The sequence below is a fragment of the Kitasatospora sp. HPM-01-4 genome (genome assembly GCF_051374625.1).
Classification (GTDB): Bacteria; Actinomycetota; Actinomycetes; order Streptomycetales; family Streptomycetaceae; genus Kitasatospora.
On sequence record NZ_JBPQGP010000005.1, the window covers coordinates 8,502,045 to 8,521,053 of the forward strand.

15 protein-coding genes are annotated in these 19,009 nt (G+C 75.0%); 13 read left to right on the forward strand and 2 right to left on the reverse strand.

From position 1 onward, the window contains the following. The first annotated feature begins 76 nt into the window (after window positions 1-76). Window positions 77-907 carry a nucleotidyltransferase domain-containing protein gene (locus ACSMTC_RS36835; RefSeq protein ID WP_436564909.1) on the forward strand — a complete coding sequence of 277 codons (831 nt, stop codon included), beginning with the start codon at window positions 77-79 and terminating at the stop codon, window positions 905-907. Window positions 908-1,034: 127 nt separating this feature from the next. Here ACSMTC_RS36835 and ACSMTC_RS36840 read toward each other — a convergent pair whose 3' ends face one another. Next, a complete protein-coding gene (locus ACSMTC_RS36840; RefSeq protein ID WP_436564094.1) occupies window positions 1,035-1,724 on the reverse strand; it encodes a hypothetical protein in 690 nt (229 codons plus the stop codon). A 292-nt stretch (window positions 1,725-2,016) separates the two neighbouring features. Between ACSMTC_RS36840 and ACSMTC_RS36845 the strand changes: the two genes are divergently transcribed. From ACSMTC_RS36845 to ACSMTC_RS36870, 6 genes are all read left to right on the forward strand, one after another. After that, window positions 2,017-2,259 carry a hypothetical protein gene (locus tag ACSMTC_RS36845; protein WP_436564095.1) on the forward strand — a complete coding sequence of 81 codons (243 nt, stop codon included), beginning with the start codon at window positions 2,017-2,019 and terminating at the stop codon, window positions 2,257-2,259. Window positions 2,260-2,357: 98 nt separating this feature from the next. Continuing rightward, window positions 2,358-3,740 carry an ATP-grasp domain-containing protein gene (locus ACSMTC_RS36850; RefSeq protein ID WP_436564096.1) on the forward strand — a complete coding sequence of 461 codons (1,383 nt, stop codon included), beginning with the start codon at window positions 2,358-2,360 and terminating at the stop codon, window positions 3,738-3,740. Between the two features lie 308 nt (window positions 3,741-4,048). Then, window positions 4,049-5,236 carry a macro domain-containing protein gene (locus tag ACSMTC_RS36855; protein ID WP_436564097.1) on the forward strand — a complete coding sequence of 396 codons (1,188 nt, stop codon included), beginning with the start codon at window positions 4,049-4,051 and terminating at the stop codon, window positions 5,234-5,236. Then, on the forward strand, window positions 5,233-5,895 hold the full coding sequence (locus ACSMTC_RS36860) for a hypothetical protein (protein ID WP_436564098.1): 663 nt from the start codon (window positions 5,233-5,235) through the stop codon (window positions 5,893-5,895). Before ACSMTC_RS36855 ends, ACSMTC_RS36860 begins: the two co-directional genes overlap by 4 nt. A gap of 4 nt (window positions 5,896-5,899) precedes the next feature. After that, window positions 5,900-6,553: an RES family NAD+ phosphorylase gene (locus ACSMTC_RS36865; RefSeq protein WP_436564099.1), complete on the forward strand. Its 654-nt coding sequence runs from the start codon at window positions 5,900-5,902 to the stop codon at window positions 6,551-6,553. Next, a complete protein-coding gene (locus ACSMTC_RS36870; protein ID WP_436564100.1) occupies window positions 6,550-10,719 on the forward strand; it encodes a CHAT domain-containing protein in 4,170 nt (1,389 codons plus the stop codon). The genes ACSMTC_RS36865 and ACSMTC_RS36870 overlap by 4 nt, the downstream gene beginning before the upstream one ends. A 25-nt stretch (window positions 10,720-10,744) precedes the next feature. Here ACSMTC_RS36870 and ACSMTC_RS36875 read toward each other — a convergent pair whose 3' ends face one another. After that, on the reverse strand, window positions 10,745-12,724 hold the full coding sequence (locus ACSMTC_RS36875; protein WP_436564101.1) for a caspase family protein: 1,980 nt from the start codon (window positions 12,722-12,724) through the stop codon (window positions 10,745-10,747). Between the two features lie 433 nt (window positions 12,725-13,157). On the opposite strand from ACSMTC_RS36875, the gene ACSMTC_RS36880 reads away from it, so the two are divergent. The 6 genes from ACSMTC_RS36880 to ACSMTC_RS36905 all read left to right on the forward strand — a co-directional run bounded on the left by ACSMTC_RS36880 (window position 13,158) and on the right by ACSMTC_RS36905 (window position 18,960). Then, window positions 13,158-13,652 carry a hypothetical protein gene (locus tag ACSMTC_RS36880; protein ID WP_436564102.1) on the forward strand — a complete coding sequence of 165 codons (495 nt, stop codon included), beginning with the start codon at window positions 13,158-13,160 and terminating at the stop codon, window positions 13,650-13,652. A gap of 184 nt (window positions 13,653-13,836) precedes the next feature. Next, the gene (locus tag ACSMTC_RS36885) at window positions 13,837-15,627 is read left to right on the forward strand and encodes a hypothetical protein (RefSeq protein WP_436564103.1); all 1,791 of its coding nucleotides are present in this window, start codon (window positions 13,837-13,839) and stop codon (window positions 15,625-15,627) included. Then, window positions 15,624-15,809, forward strand: a complete 186-nt coding sequence (locus tag ACSMTC_RS36890; protein ID WP_436564104.1) for a hypothetical protein — start codon at window positions 15,624-15,626, stop codon at window positions 15,807-15,809. Before ACSMTC_RS36885 ends, ACSMTC_RS36890 begins: the two co-directional genes overlap by 4 nt. Further along, window positions 15,806-16,363, forward strand: coding sequence for a hypothetical protein (locus ACSMTC_RS36895; RefSeq protein ID WP_436564105.1), 558 nt, complete (start codon window positions 15,806-15,808; stop codon window positions 16,361-16,363). The genes ACSMTC_RS36890 and ACSMTC_RS36895 overlap by 4 nt, the downstream gene beginning before the upstream one ends. Before the next feature lie 131 nt (window positions 16,364-16,494). Then, window positions 16,495-18,060 (forward strand): AAA family ATPase, encoded by a 1,566-nt coding sequence (locus ACSMTC_RS36900; RefSeq protein WP_436564106.1) that lies wholly within the window; start codon window positions 16,495-16,497, stop codon window positions 18,058-18,060. A 189-nt stretch (window positions 18,061-18,249) separates the two neighbouring features. Beyond that, entirely contained in the window at window positions 18,250-18,960 is a 711-nt protein-coding gene (locus ACSMTC_RS36905; protein WP_436564107.1) for a DUF4232 domain-containing protein, read from the forward strand. Window positions 18,961-19,009 lie beyond the last annotated feature (49 nt).

Sequence of the window (19,009 nt, forward strand, 5' to 3'; positions counted from 1 at the left end):
GGGCCCGCCTGGTGCAGAGTGCTGCCCCGGGCAGCACCGCTGGAAGGGGAAGGCCGTGACGGACACGGGCACCGAGATGACCGACCGAGGACTGGACGCCGACGGGTACATCGCCCGGGAGGGCGCACTGAGCCGCGTACCGGAAGCCTTCGCGCCCGTGGTGGAGGCGGCCCGCACCAAGATCGCCGAGAGCTTCGGCCCGTCGCTGCTGCACAGCGCCTACCTCTTCGGCAGCATCCCGCGCGGCACCGCCGTCCCCGGTGTCTCCGACTTCGACCTGCTGCTGGCGCTGCGCCGGGAGCCGACCGATGCCGACCGGGCGGCGGCCGCGGACCTGCTGGCGGCGCTCGACGCACGGTTCCCGCAGATCGTGGGCGGTGGTGTGCTGCTGTTCAGCGAGGCCGTCCTGCTGAGCGAACTGGAACGGCACGACCTCGGCTGGTTCATCGCCTGTCTGTGCACTCCGCTGCTCGGCGAGGACCTGGCCACCCGGCTGCCCCGCTACCGGCCGACCACGCTGCTGGCCCGGGAGACCAACGGCGATCTGGCGCTGGTGGTCCCGCGCTGGCGCGAGCGGCTGGCACGGGCCACGGCTGCGGCCCGTCCGGAGCACGAGCGCGAGGCCGAGCTCAGGTCGCTCGGCAGGAGCGTCTCGCGCCGCCTCGTCCGTAGCGGGTTCACGCTGGTGATGCCCCGCTGGGGCGGGTGGACCAGCGATCTCGCCGCCTCCGGTGAGATCTTCGCGCGCTACTACCCCGAGCGGGCCGAGCAGATGCGCACCGCCGTGGCGGTCGCCCGGACGCGGAGCGGAGACGCGGCGCTGCTGGCCATGCTGGTCGAGGACCTGGCACCGTGGCTCGCCGCCGAGTACACCGCCGTCCACGGCGAGAAGACACCGCGCGGGTAGGGCGCGACCGCGGGCCGACGACCCGCCGGGGACGGGCGGGCACCCCGCCGGGACGAGCGGGGCGGTACCGGCGGCACGGCGGGGCGGCCGGCGGCCGGTTCATCGGTGGCCGGGCGACGCCGCTCGCTCAGTTGCCGTAGAGACTGCGGCAGCGCTCGGCCTGTTCCGAGCCCGGTTTCCACTCGCCGAGCCGCTCGGCCTCGTCGCACACCTTGAGCCCGGGGAACGGGCCGGCCGGGGCGGTCCGTGACGGCGCGCCGTGGGACTGGTGCCGGGGCGGGGAGGCCGGTCCGGTCCGGCCGTGCTGACGGGGCGTCCGCGACTGCTCGGGCTGCCGGCCGGAGTCGTCCGCCGGTGCGGCGGCGGCCACTGCCGGGCCCCCGGCCGGGGCCGCCGACGGCACGGACGACGCCGGGCCCGACGGCACGGACGACGCCGGGCCCGAGGGCGGGACGGACGGGCTCGCGGAGCCCGTACGAGGAGCGAGCGGGCGGAGGATCGAGGTCACTTCGACCCCCGGGCTGCCGGACACCGGCGCGGTGACCAGCGTGCCGGTGTGCCCGCCGGACGGCCCGCAGGTGGCCAGCAGGCCGCCCAGCAGCGCGAGCCCGGTGAGGCCGCCCGCGGCCATCGCCACCTGGCGGGCCCGGCGCCCCGGCGGTGGCGGGGGAGTGACCGGCGGCTCCCACGGGGTCGGCGGTGGCGCCGCGGCCGGCGCCGCGGCCGGTGGCGCCGGGGACTGGGGGTCCGGGGGCTGGGCGTCCGGGGGTTCCTGCTCCCACTCGTACCGCCATGGTGCCTGCCACTTCTCTTCCACACGTCCTCCCGTGTGCTCCGGGCCCGCAGGAGCGGCGGGCCGTCGTGTTCAACGAGCCAGGCCCGTGCGGCGGAACGCCCGTCCTCGCAGAGCCCGGGCGGGCGGTGGTGTCCCGGGGCCGTCCCCGGCGCTGTTCCCGGCCGTGCCTCCGGGAGCGTCTCGGGTGTGGCCCGCCGCGCCGGTGCGCGGGCGGTGCGCGGGCGGTGCACGGCAGTACGGGGGCGGCGCGGAGCGGCATCCGCACGGCGGTCGTGCGGGTGCGTGAAACTGCCGCCCCGCTGATGCTGGGTCCATGAGCAGCAACAAGGACGTCGCGGCCGAGCAGGAGCCGCTGGTGAGGATCGCCGAGTTCCGTACGGACAGCCGCTACCGCCTGGTGCACTTCCACGGCGTGGGCTGGGAGCCGCTCGCGCCCGAGGAGTTCGAACCCCGGATCAAACAGCTCTTCCCGGAGCTCGACCCGCATGACCCCGTGCGGGTGCGGTGGGACGACCGTCCCTGGGAGTGGCCGGCCTGGCATCCGGGCGAAGCGTAGCGGCCGTCGGCACGAGGAGGCCGAAGAAGTCCCGGGCGAGGAACCGACGGGTGACCGAAGTGGCCGCGGGCGTCCGGCCGGGGCCGTAGGCTCGGACGGTGCGAGCCGCATCGTGGCAGGACGCCTGGACGGGGGGCCGACGGGCCGTTCACCTCGGCAACGTCGCCGACTTCAACGCGCAGTTCCTCCCACAGAGCCGGGAGCTGCGCAGACTGGGCCACCACTACTCCTGTCTGGCCGCCTGCTACACCCCGCACCCCGCCGTGCTGGTCCTCCCGCACCATGTCGAGGAGGGCTGGCTCCGGATGCTGGCCGACGCCCTGGCCTGGGACCCGGTGGAGCTGCACAGCGGGATCGCGGACGAGGACACCACGCTCGCGGAGGGGCTCGCGGCCCGTCCCGCGCTGCGGCAGCGGATCGGCGGGCTCGGGCTGCCCGTCCGGCCGTGGGGAGCGACCGCGGGCCTGGCCGCGGAGCCGGGGCGCGGGGGCGCCGGTGCGTACGGGACGGACGGCACGCACACGGCGGGCGGGTCGCTCGAGGCCGTCCGGCGCTTCGAGTCCAAGGCCGAGTCGCACGCGCTGTTCACCCGGCTCGCCCCGGGGCACCCCGCCGTCCGGGTGCCGGAGCAGCGGCCGGCGGGCTCGCCGCGCGGACTGGTCCGGCTGGTGCGTGAACGGGCCGCTCTCGGGCGGACCGTCGTCCTCAAGGCGCCGCACGGCGTGGGCGGTTACGGCACGGTGGTCCTGACGGCCGACGAGGTCGGCACGGCGGGCGGTCCCCGCGCGGCGCTGCGCGAGCTCAGGGCCGCCGGTGTGCTGCCGCCGGGCGACGGGATCCTGGTCGAGGAGCACATACCGGCCCATCGCCGCTTCCCCGACCTCACCTTCGACGGAGTGATCGCCGAGGACGGCGGCGTCCACCCCGTGGGCGTGGCGGTGATGGACGTCGAAGGTGTCAACTACCGTGGCGCGACCGTCGGTCCCGGTGTGGTGCCGAAGGCGCTCGCCGCGCCCGCCCGCGCCTTCGGCGAGGAGGTGGGCCGGGCGCTGGCGGCGGAGGGCCACCGGGGCTGGTACGACATCGACTTCGTGGTCGACCCCGGCGGCCGGCTCGCCCCGACCGAGACCAACCTCCGGCTCACCGGCCCGGCCGTGGCCTTCATGCTGCGGGCCCGGCTCGACGCCGTACGCGGGCCGGCCGGCCACGTCGTGCGCACCATCGACCAGGTGCCGCTCGGGGCCCGCCTGGCGCAGCCCGCCCTGCTCGACCAGCTGGCTCTGGTCGCCGCCCGACTCACCCGGTTCGGAGTCACGCTGCTGCCGACCATCCCCACCGCCGGCTTCGAGGAACTCCCGACCGTGGGTGTCGCGTTGGCGGCCCGCTCGCTCGACGAGCTCACGGCGGCGGAGGCGGTGCTGCGCAGGGCCCTGCTCGAACCGGCCGACCTGTGGGGCGACTTGGAGAGCGAGGCCGGGTGACCCGGTGCCGGCGCGGTCCGGTGGTCCGAAGCGGGCTCCTCGGGGCACGGCGCGGCGAACCACCCGGCACCTCCGGCGGAGGCACTCGGACGGCCACGTACCCGCGACGCCGGGTACCGCGTGATCGGCCCGATGGAGCCGCCCCGTTCCTCGCACCGCCGCGGCGGCCGGACGCCCAGGGTGTGAAGCGCCGTGGACACGACCTGACTTCGCCCGGGAGCCGACCGGCGGCCGACCGGGCCGTGCGGTTGGATGGCAGTGCGGGAACCGACTTGTCGCAGCCGTCGCGGCGGTGCGATCCTTCGGGCATGCCGCAGACAGACCTGCCTGACCATGCGTCAGTCCTGAGGGAGGTGCGGGAGGTGCGGCGAGCGGGCCTGGTGCGGCTGCGCGAGCTGGAGCTGCCGTCGCTGACCGGCGCCGCGCGGGCGACCGATCCCGTCGACGAACCGGAGTACCGCGCCGCCTCCGTCGAGCGGCTGCTGCGGCGGGCACTGGCGGGGATCGACTCCGGGACGCTCCGCTCGGCCGCCGAGTACAGCCTGGGCCTGGCCCAGGGCACCCGTGACTGGCCCCCGGCCGACCGGCGCAAGCGGGCGGCCGGGGTGTACGGGGTGAGCGTCGAGCGGTTCCGCAAGCACCACGAGGTGATGGTGCTGGGCGAGCTCGCGGACCAGGTGGTGCGGCTCGTCGCACAGGCGGCGGCCGGGCAGGCGCCCGGTCTCGGGCAGGCACCCGGTCCCGGGCAGGCACCCGGTCCTGAGCAGGCACCGGCCGGCCCGTTCACCGGCGGGCACCGCGAACTGCGGGTGCGCTCGGGCGGCCGGACCGTGGCGGTCACCCTGCACGTCCATCCGGTCGACCTGCTGCGCGACGTGGACGTGGTGGTCTCGCCGACCAACACCTACCTCGCACTGCCGGAGCCGTACAAGTCCTCGGTCTCCGCCTCGCTGCGGCGGGCGGGTGCGCTCCGCGGGCCCACGGGGGAGCTCGTCGAGGACCTGGTCCACGACGAGCTGCGGAGATGGACCGCCCGGCACGGAGCGCCGGGCCGGGCGGTCCTGCCGGGCGCGGTGGCGGCGGTCGGCTCCGGGGCGCTGGCGCAGCAGGGAGTCCGCCGGATCTACCACGCCGCGGTGGCCGTGCCCCGGGCGGGGACCAATGACTACGACGTGCTGCCGGCCGATGTGACCCGAGCGGTCGCCAGGGTTTTCACGCTCCTCGCCGAGGAGAGCGCCCGGTTCGATCCGCCGCTGCGGTCGGTCTGCCTCCCGCTGCTCGGTGCCGGGCGGGGCGGGCTGCGCTACGAGGAGAGCTGCGCCGCGCTCTGGTCGGCCGTGGACGCGGAGCTGGCGCGCGGCGCGGACTGGGAGGTGCACCTGGTGGTGCGCCGGCCGGCCGCGGCGGACCTGGTGGAACGGCTGCTCACGGGCACCGCGGCGGCGGGCACGATGGGCCCGGTGGGTGAGGCGGCCGTGATCGGAGGAGCGACATGAACCCGTACCGGGTGCTGGCCGCGGCCGCGGCCGACTGGGAGCGGCTGTCGCGGCTGCTCACCGAGGAGGCCGCGCGGCAACTCGCCGCGGCGCTGGCGGCGTTGAGGTCGTCGGCGCAGGACGACCCGGGCCGCCCGGACCTGGCGGCACAGGCGGCCCGGCTGCTGCTGGACTCGCTGCCCGGACCGGAGGCCGCGGAGCTGGGCGGGGGCACGGGGGCCCGGTTCGACCCGGCCGGGCAGGAGCACTCGTACCTGGGCTTCGGGCCGGACGACCTGGCCGTGCTGGTGCTCGACGGCCACCGGATGGTCGGTCCGGTACTCGGCTCGGTACGCCGGCGGCTGCTGGCCCAACCGGCGCTGGACGAGCCGGAACTGCGGCTGCTGGGCGGCGACCCGGCGACCCCGGGGCTGCTGCGGCTGCGCGGCCCGGGCGGGGTGGAGCGGATACCCGGCTTCCAGTTCGGCGCGGCCGGGCGGCCGAGGACCGCCGTGCTGGAGGTGAACCTGATCCTCGGCGCCGAGCAGGACCCGTGGGCGGTCGCGGACTGGTGGCTGTCGGCCAACGCCTGGCTGGGCGGCAGCCCGGCCGAACTGCTCGGCACCGGCCGGGAGGGCCAAGTGGTGGATGCCGCACGGTATCTGGCGGAGGGGGAGTAACGGCATGGCGAACACGCGACCGCCCCGGGTGCTGCCGGGTACGCCGGCCAAGGTCACCCTGCCGCCGGGCACCCCGCTCTACCGGCTGCACTCGGCACGTCGTCCCGGCACCGCGTTCAACCCCGTTCCGGCGCACTGCCTCTACGGCGGCGGCCGGTTCGACGCCACCCGCTGCGATCCGTACGGCTACCTGTACGCCGGACTCACCGCCGAGGCGGCCGTCTGCGAGTCGCTGCTGCGGTCCGTGCCCTTCGAGGCGGACGGTGCGCCGCGCCTGGTGCCGAGGGCCGCGGTGCGCGGCCGCCGGCTGTCGTACCTGCGGCTCGCCACCGGGCTGGAGCTGGTGTCGCTGGTGACCGGCCGGGATCTGGCGGGTGTGGCACAGGACTCCTGGCTGGTCCAGGCGGAGGCCGCCGAGTACCCGTTCACCCGGGACTGGGGCCACTGGATCCGCGAGCACACCGACCCCTGGGCGCAGGGCTTCCTCTGGCCCTCCAAGCGCGAGCCCGGTGACCGGGCCCTGGTCCTCTTCGGTGACCGCTGCCCGCCCGAGGCGATCGGGCAACTGCCCGGCCGGCACGTCGACTTCGACACCGCGGAAGGCCGGGAGTGGCTCAACGCCCTGCTGGAGCCGTACCGAGCCGGGCTCGCCCCGTGACGCGGCAGGACGACGGGACCACGGACGACGGCCGGTACGCCGGCGAGGTGCCGGAGCGGGAACTGCGCAGGCAGCGGGACGAGTTGCTCGAAGAGCTCGCGGCGCTGGCGCCGGACGACCCGGCCGGCCCCGCGGGCTGGGCGCTGGCCGGGGACTTCAGCTACGAGCTGTTCCTGCGGCAGGAGGACCCGGAGGATCTGCGGCTGGCCGCCGACGCCCTGGAGCGGGCCTTCGCCCGCCCGGACGACGACGGGGAGATCTGGGACGCCTGGCGGATCGTCCACGGCCACGTCCTGGCGTTCCGGTACGACCGGCGGCCGGGCCGCGAACTGCTCGAGCGCGCGCAGGAGCTGATCGCCGCCGGGCTGGCCGGACCGGGCCGGGAGCCCGAGTACGAGCACCTCAGGGTGCTCGGCCGGTACCTGCTCGCCCGGTTCGCCCGGCTGCGCTGGGCGCAGGCCCTCGGCCAACCCGACTACCTGCGCCGGGAGTTGCTCGACCAGGCGCTGGAACGGCACCGTGCCGCGCTGCCCGACCACGCACCCGGCAGCGAGCAGGCCGCCGAGCTGCACGAGGGACTCGGCGGACTGCACCACGAGCGCTACCGGGCCGGCGGCGGCATCCCGGACGCCGAGAGCGCGGCCGAGCACTACCGCGCGGCGCTCGCCGCCCCGGGCCCGGAGAGCGACCTCGGGCTGCTGCGCTACGGCCTCGCCACCGCGCTGATGGTGCACGGACAGGCCGCGGTGGACCGGGAGTTGCTGCAGGAGGCGAGGTCGGAGTTCGGCCTGGCCCTGGTCGAGGCCGGGCAGCGGTCCGGGGAGCGGCCGTGGTGGGGACGCGAGGCGGCGGCCAGGCAGGTGGTGATCCGGGCGCTCCTGTGGTGGCAGTGGGGCGATCAGAGCCAGGTCGCCGCGGCGCTGGCGGAGTTGGAGCCGCTGCTGGCCGAGCCGGACGCGCTGGACGAGCTGCTGCCGACCCAGCTGGACGCCTTCGGCCGCCTGCTCTACGACCGGGCCGCCGAGCGGGACGACCAGCAGGGGCGCGAGCGGGCGCTCCGGCTGGTCCAACTGGCCTTCGACCGCTGGCAGGCCGAGCGCGACGGGCCGCGCTGGCGGGTGGCAGCGATGCTGGCCATGCTGCGGCACCGCAGCTACCGGACCGACCGGGATCCGGAGCACCTGCGGGCGGTGGCCGGTGCCGGAGCGGCGGTACTGGCGGACGAGCACTGCCACCCGGACGTCCGCAGGATGATCACGGTGCTCTACGCCGGGGCCAGGCTCGAACTGGTGAATGAGGGCCTCGCCGAACGGGACGACTCGCTCGACGGGTTGTACCAGGAGGCCTACGAGGGCTACCGGGAGCTCCAGGCCGGCTTCGCCCGTGGTGACCACTTCCTCAGCTACGGCGACGGCGACTTCAGCCATCTGGTCAACGACGTCGGCGGGATCGCGCAACTGCCACGGGAGTTCGACCGGCTGTACACGAGGTGGCGCGGTATGGACCCGGCAGCGCCGGAGTACGGGACCTTCGCGGGGATACTGCACAGCGAGATCGCGACCCTGGACCCGCATGCGAGCGGTGTCCCCGCAGAGCGGCGGGCGGAGCTCTTCGAGGCCGCCGCGAAGGCGTACCGGGACGATCCGGTCTCGCTCAGCCGGCTGCACAGCGGCGAGGGCCGCATCCGGCTGCACGCGGCGACCGCGGGCGACGGCTCCGACCTGGAGGAGGCGATCGAACACCTGGAAGCGGCCCGGCGGCTGGCCGACGGGAGGGAGGACCTGGGCCGGCACGTCGAGATGATGCGCTCGGTGGCGACCGGACACCGGGGCCAGCTGCACGGCGGGGCCGACGACATCGACGCAGCCACACGGGCGATGGACCGGCTCCGGGACGAGCCGTCCTTCCCGCCCTACATGAGACGGCTCATGGACGGCCAGCTCGCCGGCTCCGGTGCGGTGCGCGCCGCACGCGGGGGCGACCTGGCCGAAGCCGACCGCTGTATCACCACGCTGGCCGAGGTGTACCACGAGCTGGAACCCGAGGACCCGGCCCGCGGGGAGATCTGGACGATGCTGGAGAACTCCAGGACCGCCCGCGACCACCTCGCCCGTGCCGTCGGCGCACCGCTCTCGATCCGGCCGCCGGACGGCCCGACCGTGGCCGAGCTGCGGCGCCAGGCCGCCCGGCTGCCGCGCGACCGGCAGGCCTGGGTGCTGGGCGACGTGGGCCTGGCCCGCACCGGGGAGGGCGCGGCCAGGTCCGACCAGCGTGCCCTGGACGAGGGCATGGCCCTGGTCCAGGAGGCGCTGGCCCTGTCCCGGGAAGGGAGCGACGACTGGCTGCGGTACGCGTCGGGGCTGGGCAGCGCCTGCTGCGCCACCGCGGCCCAGCGGCCCGACCGCCGGGGCCTGGAGACCGGACTCGGACTGCTGGAGCGGGCCGCACGGCTGGCGGGCGGGCCCGAACACCGGCTGTGGGCCTCGATCAACGTGTCCCTGGGGCGCGGTCTGCGACTGCGCGCCGACCCGGCCCGCGCCGACCGGCGGCGCGGACGGCGCTGCGGCCTGGACGCGCTGCGCGGGTTCTCCTGGGCGGTGCTGCTGCAGTCCGGCACCGGGCACGCGGCGCAGGCCGCCGCCCAGGCCACCGCGGCGGCGCTGGAGGCCGCCGCCTGGTGCCTGGAGGACGGCGCGCCCGAGGAGGCCGTCCAGGCGCTGGACGCCTGCCGCGGCCTGGTGCTGCACGCCGCGACCACCTCGCAGTCGGTGCCCGAGATGCTGACCGCCGCCGGAGAGAGGGAACTGGCCGAGCAGTGGCGGGCCGCCGGCGCGGAGCAGGGAGCGGCCGACGGCGACGCCGGTACCGAGCCCGGCGCTGGGGTCCCGAGCGAGCTGAGGCGCCGGGTGCTCACCGCGCTGACCGGAAGCGAGAAGCAGGGCCCGGCATCGGCCCGGCTGCTCGATCCGCCCGCCCCGGACGAGATCGGCACCGCCCTGCGCACCCTGCGGGCCGACGCCCTGGTGTATCTGATGCCCGCTTCGGAGGACCACGGCGGAGCCGCCGTCCTGGTGACCGCCGACGGCGGGGTGCACTCGCTGCCGCTGCCGCTGCTCAAGGAGAGCGCCGGACCGCTGCGCGACTACCTACCCGGCGGGCCCGTCGCCAGGGACCTCGGCCCCGCACCGTTCGCCACCGGCGCTGTGGCCGCCCCGCCTCCGCTGCGCCGCCAGCTGGACCGGCTCTGCGCCTGGGCCTGGTATGCGGCGGTCCGGCCGCTGCTGGAACTGCTGGTGCCACCGCCCGGCCGGACCCGCCCCCCGTCGCTGATCCTGGTGCCGATGGGCGCACTCGGCGCGGTGCCGTGGCACGCGGCCTGGTGCGAGCGCGAGAGCGGGGAGGGCCGCCGCTACGCGGTCGAAGCGGCCGAGATCGCGTACGCGGCCTCGGCCCGGCTGCTGTGCGACGTGGCCGCCCGGCCGTCCGTACCGCACACCGGCAGCGCCCTGATCGTCGGCAACCCGACCGGAGACCTGCACTACGCGGGTGAGGAGGCCGACGCCGTGCAGCGGGCCTTCTACCCGCGGGGCAGCTTCCTCGGGCGGCGCGCCGCGGGCGAGGCGGACGGGCCCGGGACGCCCGCGGAGGTCCTCGGCTGGCTGCGCGGCGACGGTACGGGGCGTGACGGCGGTGTGCTGCACCTGGCCTGCCATGCGACGGTCGCCGCCAACCAGCGGTACAGCTCCTATCTCTCCGTCAGCGGCGGGGAGTTGGCGGCCGAGGAGCTGACCGAGGCGGCCGGGCGGCGGGACGGGCGGCTGGAGCTGGTGGTCCTCGCGGCCTGCCGCAGCCATGTCTCGGGACGCGGCCACAACGAGGCGTACAGCCTGGCGACGGCCTTCCTGGTGGCCGGGGCGCGCTCGGTGATCGGTTCGCTCTGGCCGGTGCCCGATGACGCCACCTCGGTACTGATGTTCATGACCCACCACTACCTGCGGCGGGAGCAGGAGCAGCCCGGGCGGGCGCTGCGCCGGGCCCAGCTGTGGATGCTGGATTCGGCGCGACGGCTGCCGCCGGGGATGCCGCCCGTGCTGGCGGCCCGGGCGGCGGCGGTCGATCCCGACGACCTCTCGGCCTGGGCGGGGTTCACGCACCTGGGACGGTGAACGGGCCCGCAGCGGTGTGCGGAGATCAGGACCCCGCGTTCCGGTGGTCGGGGACGACGGTGCGGATGGGGAGGGTGAGCGTCGCCCACCGGCCGGGGGAGGCCGGGCGGGGGCCCGGGCCCAGGTCCCGGCCGCGGTCGGGACCGGTGGGACGGAACACCCCGTCCGGGTGGCGTTGCGTCTTCCGGTCCACGGGGGCGGTCGGGTCCCAGGGGTCGAGCTGGAACGGAACGGTGTTCAACTCGCCTTCGGCCACGATGAGTTTGAGCCAGTCCCGGGTGTAGGAGCCGGGCCGCACCGGACGCCCGGCCGGCAGGTTGAGGTACACCGGCTCGCCGTCGAGGGCGTGGCCGACGCCGCCGGGCCCGATGAAGTGCCCGGGAAAGAGCGCGGAGTGGCTGGCGTGGCTGTCGGTGAGGTCGAGCAGGACGCACCACAGGGTCCGGCCGGCCGAGCGGTTGCGGATCCGGATCGAGACCCGTGGCACCCGCCAGTCACCGGGGCCGCCGCCGTAGGCGCACAGCAGTTCGCCGGAGCCGTCCGGGAGGATCGGGTCGTCGCCGTCCCAGGGCGTCACCTCCACCCGGACCAGCGAGCTGAGGACCGGGTCGGGGCTGGTGAGGTCCCGCAGCTGGTGCCAGGAGGCCAGGTGGACCAGGCAGTCGGCGACCCGCCGGGCGTCGGCCGGGCCGGCCAGCGGCAGCGGCGGTACGGCCGACGTGCCGTCGCGCAGCAGGATCCGGGCCCGGCCGCCGTGCACCACGACCCGAAGGCACAGGCCGGACGCGTCCTCAAGTCCGGCGGCCGTCCGCAGCAGCGGGGAGGGGCCGCCGCCCGGTCCGGCGCTGCCGAGGGCCTCGGCCAACTCCCGCGCCGCACCGGGGGCGCCGGGCGCCTCGACCAGGACGGAGACCGGGGGCAGCGCGAGCGCGGAGAGCGCCACCGGGTAGCTGCGGCGCGGATCGGGGGCCCAGCCGGACGGTTCCACCAGGGTGCGTTCGGCGCCAACGCTCCTGGCCCGCAGGACCGCTCCGCCCGTGCCGGGAACGTCCCCGCCCGTTCCGGGAGCGTCCTGGCCGGTCGGCGGGACCGTGGGCTCCGCGGTCACCGTGAACTCCGTGCCCCGGGCGCCGTCCTCACCGCCGTGCAGCCCGTGGACGGTGCCGCAGTCCACCTCCCAGCCGAGGGGGCCGTGCCGGAGCAGGTGCCGGCTGGGCTCCCGGACGGCTCCGCCGAGGAAGGGCCGGTCGGCGGGACCGCCGGCCTGCAGCGGCAGCAGTACGGGGCGTTGGCGGTCGCCCGAGCGCTGCACCCGGCAGTGCACCGCGGCCAGCAGCCGGCGGTAGGTCGACTCGCGTCCGCCGGCCTCGCCGAGCGCCCCCAGCAGCGCATGGGTGAAGACCCCGTGCTGTCGCCCGTCGAACCAGTCCTCGTACGAGAGCTGGTCCAGCCGGCTCGCGGCGAGCAGTACATGGCCGGGGTCCGTCGGTGTGCCCTCGGCGTCTCGGGCGGCCGCGGCCGCGGGCCAGGACGGGTCCGGCGGGAGGAAGCGGACGGTGCCCACCGCGTCCCGGGTGGCGCCGCCCGCGTAGCAGCAGTCGAGCACGGCGGCGACATGGGTGCCACGGGCGGCGATGCGGTCGAGCAGCACCCGCAGCCGCTTGTCCGGCAGCGGGCCGTCGGCGCAGACCAGCGCCTGGGATCTGCCGGTGGACTCGACCGCCAACTCCTCCGGCAGGGCCGGGAACTCGGTGCCGTGGCCGGAGAACCAGAACAGCGCGGTGTCCTCGGGCCCGGCCTGTCCGAGGTGGGTGCGGATGCCCTCGGCCACCGCTTCGACGGTGGCGTCCGCGTCGAGCAGGGTCCGGATCACGGGCGAGGGCTCCACCTGCTTCTCGAGCCAACTGCGGGCCGCCGCGACGTCGTTGAGGCAGCCACCGAGCGAGGCGCGGCCGATTCGGGTGTAGTCGTCAATGCCCACCAGGAGTGCAAACACGGTCCTCATGGGGGAGAAGTCTTCCAGGCGGTGGCGGTGTGATGCCCCGTCAAGTGGTCGTCTTCCGGCCGGAACCCGGTCGTCCTCCGGTCGGACCGTACCGATCGCCCGTGCGGCCGCGCACCATGGAAGTGCGGTCGCCGGGGCCTCGGGAGCGGGGCCAGGCCTCCTCTCCGACGGTGCGGGGAGAGCCGATCCGCCGACGGGGGATCGGCGCCCGCCCGCCTGGTAGGGTGCTGGTCGCGTTGCGGGAACCGAGCATGTGTCCTTCTCCGCAGGCCCTTTGGTCCGGGCTGGTCTCGACCCGGCTGGTGCCGATCGCGGAAGACCCGGCCGTCCGCAGGGCGGCCAGGCAGTGTGAGCCAGGAAATTCCCCGGCCCGGCCGGGGGAGGAGCCAATATCCTTCTCGACCGTGCGCCGGGAGAGCGGCGCGGTCGCACCATGACCAGCGGGGGACTCATGGGTTTCATCGAACAGCCACGCCGTGTCGTCCGCCCGGGCACGGACATCGCGGCCGGGCGGCAGGCCGCGAGCGGGCCGGTCACCGGAGCCCGCCAGGCCAGGACCGGGGTGGGCGCCGAGCGGCTCAGGACGCGGCCCGCGCAGTACCTGGGTGCGGTGCGCCGCCTGGACGCCGAGCTCGACCCGGCCGCCTGCCGTCAGCTGGCCGACTGGTTCAGGGACCGGTACACCACCGACTACGGGGACTTCCCGCTCGGCTTCCTGGCCACCTGCCACCTCGGACCGCCGTTCGTGGACCACCGGTTGGACCTCACCCACGCCATCGTGCAGCACTTCGCGCCCGCCGACCCGATGCCCGCTCCCTTCGCGGCGGCCCGGATGCTGGTGCGCACCGGTGCCTACGCGTACGTCGAGGTGTACCAGGGCGGGCTGGTCCTGCCGGTGCTCCCCGACGGCACGGTGGTGCGCCCGTGACCTCCGCCCGCCGGTCCCACCGCCGGGAGGTCACGCGGCAGCGCCGAACCCCACAGCAGCACGAGACCCCACAGCAGCACGAGACCCCACAGCAGCACGAGAGCCCGCAGCGGGGCGGAGCTTCGCGGCACCCCCGAGCCCCGCAGCACCGCACGGACTTGCAGCAGCCCGAACGGAGAGTCGTATGACCGAGGTGGACCACGTCCTGCGCAACCAGGTGGCGCAGGTCAACAGGATGGTTGCCCGGCTCGGTGAGCAGGTCGGCCAGGTGTCGGGCCAGGTCTCCGCCGTGGGCGCGGCCCAGCAGCAGACCCATGGCGAACTCCAGCAGCTGCGCGCCGACTTCCTGGCCTTCGCCCGGCAGGCCGAGCTGACCGCCAACGTCCAGCGGGCCGAGACCCGGATCGGAGTCATCCAGGACCAGGTGGACCACGAGTTCGGCCACCACAAGACCATCCGGCGGACGGCGGTCGGCCTGCTCCAGGCCTTCGACGTCGGCCTGGTGTCGGAGGACACCGTACGGACGGTGAGCGAGCAGCTCATGATCCAGACCCCGCGCTACTGGCTCGCCCCGACCCTGGTCGCCCTCGCCGCCTGGTCGGCCGACGAGCCCGCACTGTGCGAACGGGCCGTCGAGGAGGCGTTCCGGCGCTCCCCGGAACGCACCTCGCTGTTCTTCGCCCTGGTGCTGCGCCGGCAGGGCCGGCAGCAGAGCGCGGTCCGCTGGCTGCGGCACTACCTGATCACCCAGGACCCGGCCGCACTCGGCCGGGAGTTCGCGGTCATCCTGGAGTCCATCTCCCAGGGGGCGTTCGGCCCGGTCGGCCGGGAGCTGCTCAGCGAGACGCTCGACCGCTGGCGGGAGACCCTGCTGCAGGACGACCAGGCGCGGGCCGCCCAGGTGGCGCGCTGGCGCGCGGAGATCGAGAGCCTGCGCACACCCTCGGCGGCCGGACGGTTCCCCAGGCTGGCGGCGGTCTCGCCGCAGTGGCCGCTGCTGGACTCCGTGCTCTCCTCGGCCGGTGCCCAGCAGGCGGTGCTGACCAAGTACACCGCGCTGCTGGACCGGGAGTCGAGGCCGTCGGAGCGGCTGGAGGACGCGATCGACGACATCCTGGACCGGCTGGTCTCCGAGTACGACAACGAGGAACTGCCGCTCCGCCGCGACCTGGCGTTCAACCACGCCGTGGTGGAGCACCACGGCGACGTCCAGGCTGCCCGGCACACCGTCGACGTGGACTCGGCCTCGCTGGAGGAGACCCTGGACATCCTCACGGTGCAGTCCACCGCCGCCCTCAACCCCGACGCGATCGGGGCCTCCGCCGCCACGCAGCGGCTGGCGGTCGCGGCCTGCCACGAGTGGTTCGCCGAGGCCCACGGCGGGTTCAGCCGGGACTACCGGATGGCTCAGCCACCGGATGTCCAGGCGACGTTCACCGCCAGCCACACCGCCGGCGCCAAGGCGTTCAACCTGCCGCCGTGGTACGGGTCGTTCAACACCCCGCTGGAGACCCTGGAACAGTCCCTCTCCCAGCACTGGGACCAGCACATGCAGCCCTTCCTGGCCGCCCTCGCCTACCCGCTGAAGCGCCAGCTGAGCGTGCTCGGCCTGGTACTCGCGCTGATCCTGATCGTGGTCGGCACGGCCGCCATCGGCGTCGCACTGGTCGGCGTGGTACTGGTCGGCCTGGTCTGGGGCGGCCTGATCCACCTGCGCTCGGAGGCCGCCCGCAAGGCGGTGGAGTCCACCCGGCAGCTGCTGGAACGGGCCAGGAACGACTCCCTTCAGCAACTGCGCGGAGCAGCCGCCGAGTTGACCGACTGGCAGAGCGCCTACCGGGAAGCCGACCAGGTGGAGGCCGGCACCCGGGAGTTCATCGCCTCGCTGGCCACGGCCGTACACGCCCAGAGCCCGTTCGACGGGCGAGCCGTCCGCCCCGGGCAGAACGGCGCGCCGCAAGGAGACGCCAAGTGACCACACCGTCCCATCCCGGTACGCCGCCGCGCCGCCCGGCCGCCTCCCCGTGGGCGGCCCAGCCCAGGCCCGCCACCGAACGGGTCACCGACCGGCTGCGCCGGATCGTCGACAGCCTCCCGGACTGGGAGCCGCTGCCTCCGGGCGAGGTCACCGTACGGCGCCCGGGCGCCGGCCGATGAGCGGCCCGGCAACACTGGGCGGCCCCTACCAGGCCTGGGCGGACTTCCTCGAACGGTGGGCCGGGGGCGAACCGGTGGACGGCGCGGGCCTGCCCCCGCTGGCGCCCGGGGACTTCCCAGCCGACACCCTCGACCGTCTCCGGGCGCGACTGGAGAGCGCGTTCAACCAGCGGCTGCAGGGCTGGGCGGACGCGCTGACGGCGGCGATGAACGCGGCCGGCGACGAGTTCGCCGTGGGCAGGGCCGTCGCCCAGGCCCGCGGCGGACTCCACCGGGTCCGCGCCCTGGCCGCGCACCCCGCGCTGCCCGAGGAACTGCGGGCCCAGCTGGCCGGACTCCTCGACGACACGGTCCGGCGGATCCAGCGGGACCTGGAGAGCGACTTGGAGCGGCTGACCACCCTCGGCGCGGATCCACGGGTCGTCGAGGCCCGCCGCCGCACCCTGCGGGACAACCCGCTCACCGCCGTCATCGCCCAGCCGCCCCCCGCCGACCCGAGCGGCTGGTCCTACGACCCGACGGCCGCGCCCCGCCGCCGCATCATCACCGGCTGAGACCGACCGGCGATAGGGAGCGTGGACGCCGCGTGCCCTGTCGCCGGTCGGTCTGACCCGCCGGCCCAAACCGTCACCGGCCGGACCACCGCCAAGGCCTCCACCGGCCGAACCGAGACCCGAGGCTCCCCATGCCGAACTACGCCGACATCCGTGCCGACCTCGACAGCTACCTCACCGCGCGGGTACCGGTCATCGGACTGCGCACCATCGAGCAGCAGCGGGCGCTGCGCCTGGTCAAGGAGGTGGCCACCCAGTCGCGCCGCACCAGCCAGCCGTTCTGGATCTACACCCGGGCCACCGGGCTGCGTGAGCTGAGGTCCAACGCCACCGTGCAGGACGACCGTTCACTGACCGGGGCGATGGACTTCGCCGCCGCGCAGTTCACCAGCCGGCCGATGGCCACCCTGATCCTGGTCGACCCGGACGGCCTGGAGGGCGACACCCACTTCACCCGGCACGTCGCCGAACTGGCCCGGCTCGCCGACGCCAACGCCGGCAGCATCGTCCTGATCACCGACAACCCGATCTGGAGCGGACTCCAGCGCCTGGGCATGAGCCTGCGGCTCGATCTGCCGGACGCCGACGAGATGTTCGAGACCGTCCGCGGCTTCCTGGACGACCACCACGGCGTGGTCCCGATCGAGTGGAGCGAGGACGACGCGCGCCGCGCCTCGGAGTTCCTGCTCGGCGTCACCGAGGCCGAGGCCGTCAACCTGATGGCCACCATCGTGGCCCGGGGTGCGGTACGGCGCGAGGACGTGCTCGCGCTGGCCCAGGCCAAGGACCGGATCTTCAGCGATCTGGCCGGTCTGGAGCGGGTCCAGCTCAAGTCCTCGGACTACTCGGTCGGCGGACTGAGCAATCTGCGCGACTGGCTGAAGCGCAAGAACGAGCTGATGCACGCCGACCTGCGCGGCACCGACCTGCGGCCGCCGCGCGGAGTCCTGCTGGTCGGCGTACCCGGCTGCGGCAAGTCCCTCTCCGCCAAGGCGATCGCCTCACAGTGGCAACTCCCGCTCTACCGGCTGGACATGGCGAGCATCCACGGCAAGTACCTCGGCGAGTCGGAGGGGCGGATGCGCGAGGCCCTGGAGACCGCCGACCGGGTGGCGCCGTGCATCCTGTGGATCGACGAGATCGAGAAGGGGCTGGCCGGCAGCCACGACATGTCAGGTGCGGCCCAGCGCATCATCGGCCAGTTCCTGTTCTGGCTCCAGGAGTCGCAGTCCAGGGCCTTCGTGGTCGCCACCGCCAACGACGTCCGCAGCCTGCCGCCGGAGCTGCTGCGCAAGGGCCGCTTCGATGAACTCTTCTTCGTGGACCTGCCCGACCCGCAGGACCGTAAGGAGATCATCGAGCTCTACTACCGCCGCTACGTCAAGACCGAACCCGATCCGGACCAGGTGGAGCGCCTGGTGGACCTCTCCGAGGGCTTCGCCGGCTCCGACATCGAGGCGGCCCTGCACGAGGTCGGCGCGGAGGTCCATCTGAACGGCGGCGCCGCCCGGCTGCGCCCGTCCTTCGTGCTGGACACCTTCGTCAACACCACCCCGCTCAGCCGAACCAACCCCGAGCAGATCGAGGAGATCCGCACCTGGGGCCGGGAGCGCGCGGTACCGGCCGGGCGCACCTCGGTGACGGCGGCGCCCGGGGCCTCGGGCTCGCCCCGTCGAGTGGTGTTCATGGGGGACTGAGCGGAGGATTGAGCGGGATCGAGCGCCCGCCGGCCCTCCGTCGGCCGTCGGCCCGGTGTCGGCCTGGTGTCCCAGGGCTGTCCGAGATGTGCAACGGCTCTGCAACACATGGGTATTGGGCGTTTCGGTGCGGGCAGGTTGACAGTGTCAGAAGCCCGTGGATCAGGGCCGTTGCAAGGGGTGTGGCAGATGCGAATCAGGTCGGTTCGAGGGATGGGTGCGCCGGGTTCGAGGGCGCGCGCGGTCGCGGCGCCGGTCGCGGTGATCGCCGCGGTGGCGCTGGCGGGTACGGCGTGCTCGTCGTCTTCGGGCGGGTCGGCGACGGGTGCGCCGTCGGCCGCCTCAGCCAGCGGCTCCGTCGGCGTTGCGGGCTCCACGGGGGCGAGTGCGGGGGCGGGTTCGGGCGGGGGCTCGGACGCGGCCTCGGGCGGGCAGCCGGCCTCGTCCGGGGCGTCGGCGGTCAAGGCGGGCACCGGCTCGACGCGGGCCTGCACCAGCAACGAGCTCTCGGTGGTGCAGAAGAACCCCAGCGTCGGTGCGGGCCAGTACTACTCGACCCTGGTGTTCACCAACACCTCCAACACCAACTGCACGATGAGCGGCTATCCGGGCGTCTCGTACGTCGGCGCGAACGGGGTGCAGTCCGGAAACGCCGCCACGCGCACCGAGGGCGCGGTCACCACCGTGAAGCTGGGGCCGGGCCAGACGGCGAAGGCGGTCCTGCACGACAGCAACGGGGTGGGCGGCTACGACCCCAAGGAGTGCCAGCTCTCCTCCGCTCAGGGGCTGCGGATCTACCCGCCGAACGAGCAGGCCGCCCTCTTCCTGCCATGGACGACCGAGCACTGTGCGGGGCCGACCGTCCACGCGCTGACCATCGGACCGGTCGAACGCGGCTGACCGCCGAGGGCCGGGGCGCCGGCGGCCGAACCGGCCCGGAACACGGAGC

Excerpts from the sequence above, each read along its gene's own strand:
- ACSMTC_RS36845 (WP_436564095.1), top strand. The coding sequence starts at position 2,017 with ATGAGCAGCAACAAGGACGTCGCGGCCGAGCAGGAGCCGCTGGTGAGG.
- ACSMTC_RS36860 (WP_436564098.1), top strand. The coding sequence starts at position 5,233 with ATGAACCCGTACCGGGTGCTGGCCGCGGCCGCGGCCGACTGGGAGCGG.
- ACSMTC_RS36905 (WP_436564107.1), top strand. The coding sequence starts at position 18,250 with ATGCGAATCAGGTCGGTTCGAGGGATGGGTGCGCCGGGTTCGAGGGCG.
- ACSMTC_RS36885 (WP_436564103.1), top strand. The coding sequence starts at position 13,837 with ATGACCGAGGTGGACCACGTCCTGCGCAACCAGGTGGCGCAGGTCAAC.
- ACSMTC_RS36865 (WP_436564099.1), top strand. The coding sequence starts at position 5,900 with ATGGCGAACACGCGACCGCCCCGGGTGCTGCCGGGTACGCCGGCCAAG.
- ACSMTC_RS36895 (WP_436564105.1), top strand. The coding sequence starts at position 15,806 with ATGAGCGGCCCGGCAACACTGGGCGGCCCCTACCAGGCCTGGGCGGAC.
- ACSMTC_RS36880 (WP_436564102.1), top strand. The coding sequence starts at position 13,158 with ATGACCAGCGGGGGACTCATGGGTTTCATCGAACAGCCACGCCGTGTC.
- ACSMTC_RS36875 (WP_436564101.1), bottom strand. The coding sequence starts at position 12,724 with ATGAGGACCGTGTTTGCACTCCTGGTGGGCATTGACGACTACACCCGA.
- ACSMTC_RS36900 (WP_436564106.1), top strand. The coding sequence starts at position 16,495 with ATGCCGAACTACGCCGACATCCGTGCCGACCTCGACAGCTACCTCACC.
- ACSMTC_RS36835 (WP_436564909.1), top strand. The coding sequence starts at position 77 with ATGACCGACCGAGGACTGGACGCCGACGGGTACATCGCCCGGGAGGGC.
- ACSMTC_RS36855 (WP_436564097.1), top strand. The coding sequence starts at position 4,049 with ATGCCGCAGACAGACCTGCCTGACCATGCGTCAGTCCTGAGGGAGGTG.